The sequence below is a fragment of the Shewanella sp. 10N.286.51.B2 genome, from assembly GCF_041469265.1.
Taxonomy (GTDB): domain Bacteria; phylum Pseudomonadota; class Gammaproteobacteria; order Enterobacterales; family Shewanellaceae; genus Shewanella.
Window position 1 is genome coordinate 1 of record NZ_JBFRKH010000006.1, and the last position, 4,207, is coordinate 4,207.

A 4,207-nucleotide genomic window follows, 5' to 3' on the forward strand; every position below is an offset into this window, starting at 1 on the left:
AATGGGTGGCCTTGTTATTTTCACAGTTATATCTCTCATGATATTGTTAAAAACAACTCCCATTAAACTAACGAATGAATACCAGTATTTTAGGAACAGGTTATTTATACCCATCAAAACAATCAATATATTCTACATAATGATTAACGCTTCGGAGTTTAATTCTAGAATAGACAGCACTTTTCAATCAAGTTAGATTAATATGTTAAGAACATTACGATTGACAATTAAATTATAGACAAGCTAGAAATGAGTTTGTGAATATTAAATCAACCTTAATTTATACGCTAAGTGAACCAACTGTGAGTTTGTTTTTACCTTTAGTTTCTTTTTAATACTGGCGAGTCGATAGTCGACACCGCGCTCTGTTAAAAAGCATTGTTGAGCAATATCAGAGCGAGAACCTCCTTTAGAAACTATCTCAATAGCTTTAATCTCATTTTCACTGATGAGCCTGTAATCCAATAATGGATTAAGGTGAATCGGTAAATCATCTAAGCAATAGTGCTGGTAGTCGGTAAAAATCTTCTGAATACGTTGAATTCGCTGATTGTCATACTCAACATCTTCATCTAAAAACAAGTAAAACCTTCCAACATAATGTTCACTAATCAAGCATGGAATGGCAAATGTCCTTTTGCCTTTATAGCCATATTTTTCCATCACATTTAAAGGGGAAGCAGCAGAACGATGCCAATCTTCGTAGTCCCAATGATGATATTCCTTTAGCAAAGATAAATCAGTATTGTAGTCTAATTTAGCCCATTTACTCCTAGATGAGATACTATAATTTATCGCATTTTCAGAACTATACATAAGCCTAGTTCTTTTAGCTAAAAGGTTTTTTTTATTAATTGAAAATGAGGATTTTTCACTGAGGTCAACATTGAATATCATATCTGAAATCTCTAAATCCTTTGCCATTGAGGCAAGCTCTTTACAGTTTATCATGTTGTCCTATAACCCCTATCTGATTAGCCTTAAAGATAAGTTGAGGAATGTTTGTCGCATGAAGCAATGACTTGCCTGTATCTAGATGATAATCAACCCCTCTTTCACTAAGACTCAACATGTCAGATACTTCTTTTCGTGTCATTCCCATCGACATTGCGTTAATAATGGAATGTAATTTTTTGCTAATACCATAGTTTTTAGCGACTTCGCTTACGATAGTCGTTTCGTACTTTTTATAGATATTTAATACAGAGACTTTTATCGAACGAATATTACATTCAATTTCTCTAAGTTCAATTTCATTATTTACAATAAATACTACACTAGCATTGGTCTGGCTAAATGGGCTCATACTAATTACGACTTTACTGTAAAAACTATCATCATCTCTCCATATAACAACATCTTTACCGTTATGTTTTTTTTGCTGGGCAAATAAAGACTCACATAAAAATGTGCTCGAACCCTCATCACAATTAGTCACAACCAAATCTAATCTTTTATTTACACATTGAATATCATCTTTACCTAGTTGCTCAAAACATATAATCCACTTAGGAGTAATTTTAAAGCAAGAAAACAAACCTTCATCGGTTTCGACCATAGCGGTTCTTTTGTTTTTTATTATTATGCTCATCTCAATTCATCATAATTAATATTGATTTCAATTATTATATCTACACAATTAGGCAATACAATTCTCTTAGGTTGTATGTGTGTGTAGAGTCACAACGAACATAATTGCTTTGATCAGCACAGTTTTTCAACAAAATTAACTCATCTACTGTGACTTATCATATTGGCAATCGACTCGACACAAGGTAGGGAGTAAAAATAAAAAACATACCCACAACAATAGCTCCAACTATTTTTACATAAGGGCATTTAAATTAAAATAATCAGATTTATTATCAATGTGATAATAATCTATATTTATAATGTTCTGTGAATTCTCATAAGAGACCTTATCTACACCTTAATTAATATTGAGCTTGTTCCTGGAGAATGAATATTAAATAAGATAATTAAAAAGGTTATTTATGATGAACAAGAACCTGAAATATGGAAACTTGAAAAAAACAACGTTTGCTATGATGTTGCTACCTTTAATGACGGCTTGTGGTGGATCTGATTCAAATGATGCCCCTCCACCGGTCTCAGAAATTCCTGAAGTTGAATTACCTGACGAAATACGCAATCACTTTGATCTTATCGTTGATACTGAAACAGCCGTTGACGGTACTATCGAAGTTTATTTAGGTCGTTGGTTCCCTTGCATGAAAGGGCACGAAGATATGTGCTCAAGTGACATGCCGGAAGATTTTGAAGTTCCCGATGCTGGCTTTAAGAATGGCGAAGCCTTCGCTACAGCATCGAAATATAACATGCGGACCAGAGACGACAGCAAATACTACATGGAAGTTCAGCTAAGCGATCTACGAGCTTGGCAAGAGCAAGCTGTTCGTGATGATATTTTCATGCCTGGTAACTACTCAGCTTTAGACTTGATGATGTACATCTCATCGATAAGAGATGATTTTGAAGTCAAGTTAGGCGGCTTTAATGAAGCACGTCAAAGCTATGACTTTACCGTGTCATTTGATGCCGATGGCGACGGTACATTTGACAACGCACCTGCCACACATTATTCCCACTGGGGTGATTACCAAGATAGTGATAGTTGGGGAGTCACTTTGTCACACGGTGGTGGTGACATGCTAAATGATTTTAACGGATATTTAGAAACTGTGTATGACCGCCTTGATGAAACCCTTGTGCGTGATGGGTCTCAGATCCGTATACAACCAGTGAGTGAAGCCTATCGTGATCGTGTGTGGCAAACCCATATTGATGAAGTCAACTTTAAAGCTAGTAACGGTGGCAAGGTAATTTTAAAAGAAATTACCCTAGATATGGAGGATACTGACGGTTATGGTGATGAATTCATTAAAACCATTGCTCAAGATGTTGAAGTAAAAGCTTACAACTTACGCCCTGATATTTATCGCCCTGGCGTCATCACCAGCCTTGATATGGTTATCTCTGCAAACGAAACAGCAAAAGAAGCCGGTTCTGCTGAATTTGGTTTTACCTTCTGGCCAACACTTTCTACAGGTTCTAAACTTGGCAGTTATGTGATGAATCAAATCAGCCACCCTGAAGTTGGTCCTTCAAATAAACTTCGTGCTGAAGGCTTAGACGGCTGGAACTACGCTGCGGGTATGAATGAATACACATTAGATATCATTGTTACTCAGGGCTCATGGCCAAGTGCACAGGACTTCTTAGACCCTGAAATTGCAGCAGAATTTGAACTTGACCGTGAGTGTTCATGGCTACGTGAAAGCGATGGCTCAATCACTGAAATTAAAGCTAAAGAATGTATCGACCATTGGTATGGTACTTTCGGCGGAAATAAACTTCACGTAGCAATGGATAATATGGTTCGTAACCATGGTATGGAGTACATCTATTTTTCATGGGTGAAAAAGATGTTCCTAGTTTACAACGTATCAGAAGTAAACTCAGTTAATGAAGCACGCCTAATGGGTGATACTTATCGGTTCCCAGCTCAAGTAGAGAAAGCTGAGAAAATTGCAGACATAAGTAAAGCAATTGCGCCACTGACTGAAGAACATTTTGGTTGGAATATTGCTGACTGTCAGCTATGTCACTCTAAGGATGACATTCATAAAAGCAAAGCAGTTGATACATTAGAGCGTGATGAGCCTTATTTCTGTGCATCGTGTCACGGTGGTAATGGTGCACCTGAAGCGCATGGCGAAACAGCGCGTTGTTTCTGGTGTCACTCAGAAGATAAAGCAATGCAGAACCATGGTGAGGCATCTCAATGGATGGCTTTCAGTGACGTAGAGTGTAGTGGCTTCCCTCAACATATGGGACCAAACGCACCTAGCGAACTATTTGGCCCAGGTTCATGTGCAGATCAGGTTGATAAACCGAATGTAGTGAAACAGAATTGGGATGGTTCAAAATATAATGATTTACCTGCGGGTAGACAACAAAGCTTTGGTAACAGTGACTGGTACAATACTGAGTCATTCCCTGACCCATATAGCTGTGTAACTTGTCATGTAACACCTAAGAAGTAACATGTTTAAGGCCTCGATTATTATTAATCGAGGCCTATTTTATTATAGCAATTACAAAGCCACCCATTATTTAGATACAATTACAAAGCCACCCATTATTTAGAAGTTATAACATCGTTTAATTACAAAGCCACCCATTA

3 protein-coding genes are annotated in these 4,207 nt (G+C 37.1%); 1 reads left to right on the forward strand and 2 read right to left on the reverse strand.

Annotated features, from left to right (window positions below; translation table 11 throughout):
* Positions 1-264: 264 nt before the first annotated feature.
* Together AB4140_RS01175 and AB4140_RS01180 are read right to left on the reverse strand one after the other, a co-directional pair.
* Positions 265-924 (reverse strand): LuxR C-terminal-related transcriptional regulator, encoded by a 660-nt coding sequence (locus AB4140_RS01175; RefSeq protein ID WP_157936271.1) that lies wholly within the window; start codon positions 922-924, stop codon positions 265-267.
* A gap of 13 nt (positions 925-937) precedes the next feature.
* Positions 938-1,558 carry a hypothetical protein gene (locus tag AB4140_RS01180; protein WP_102477231.1) on the reverse strand — a complete coding sequence of 207 codons (621 nt, stop codon included), beginning with the start codon at positions 1,556-1,558 and terminating at the stop codon, positions 938-940.
* Positions 1,559-2,024: 466 nt separating this feature from the next.
* Between AB4140_RS01180 and AB4140_RS01185 the strand changes: the two genes are divergently transcribed.
* On the forward strand, positions 2,025-4,067 hold the full coding sequence (locus AB4140_RS01185) for a cytochrome c3 family protein (RefSeq protein ID WP_371999456.1): 2,043 nt from the start codon (positions 2,025-2,027) through the stop codon (positions 4,065-4,067).
* Positions 4,068-4,207 lie beyond the last annotated feature (140 nt).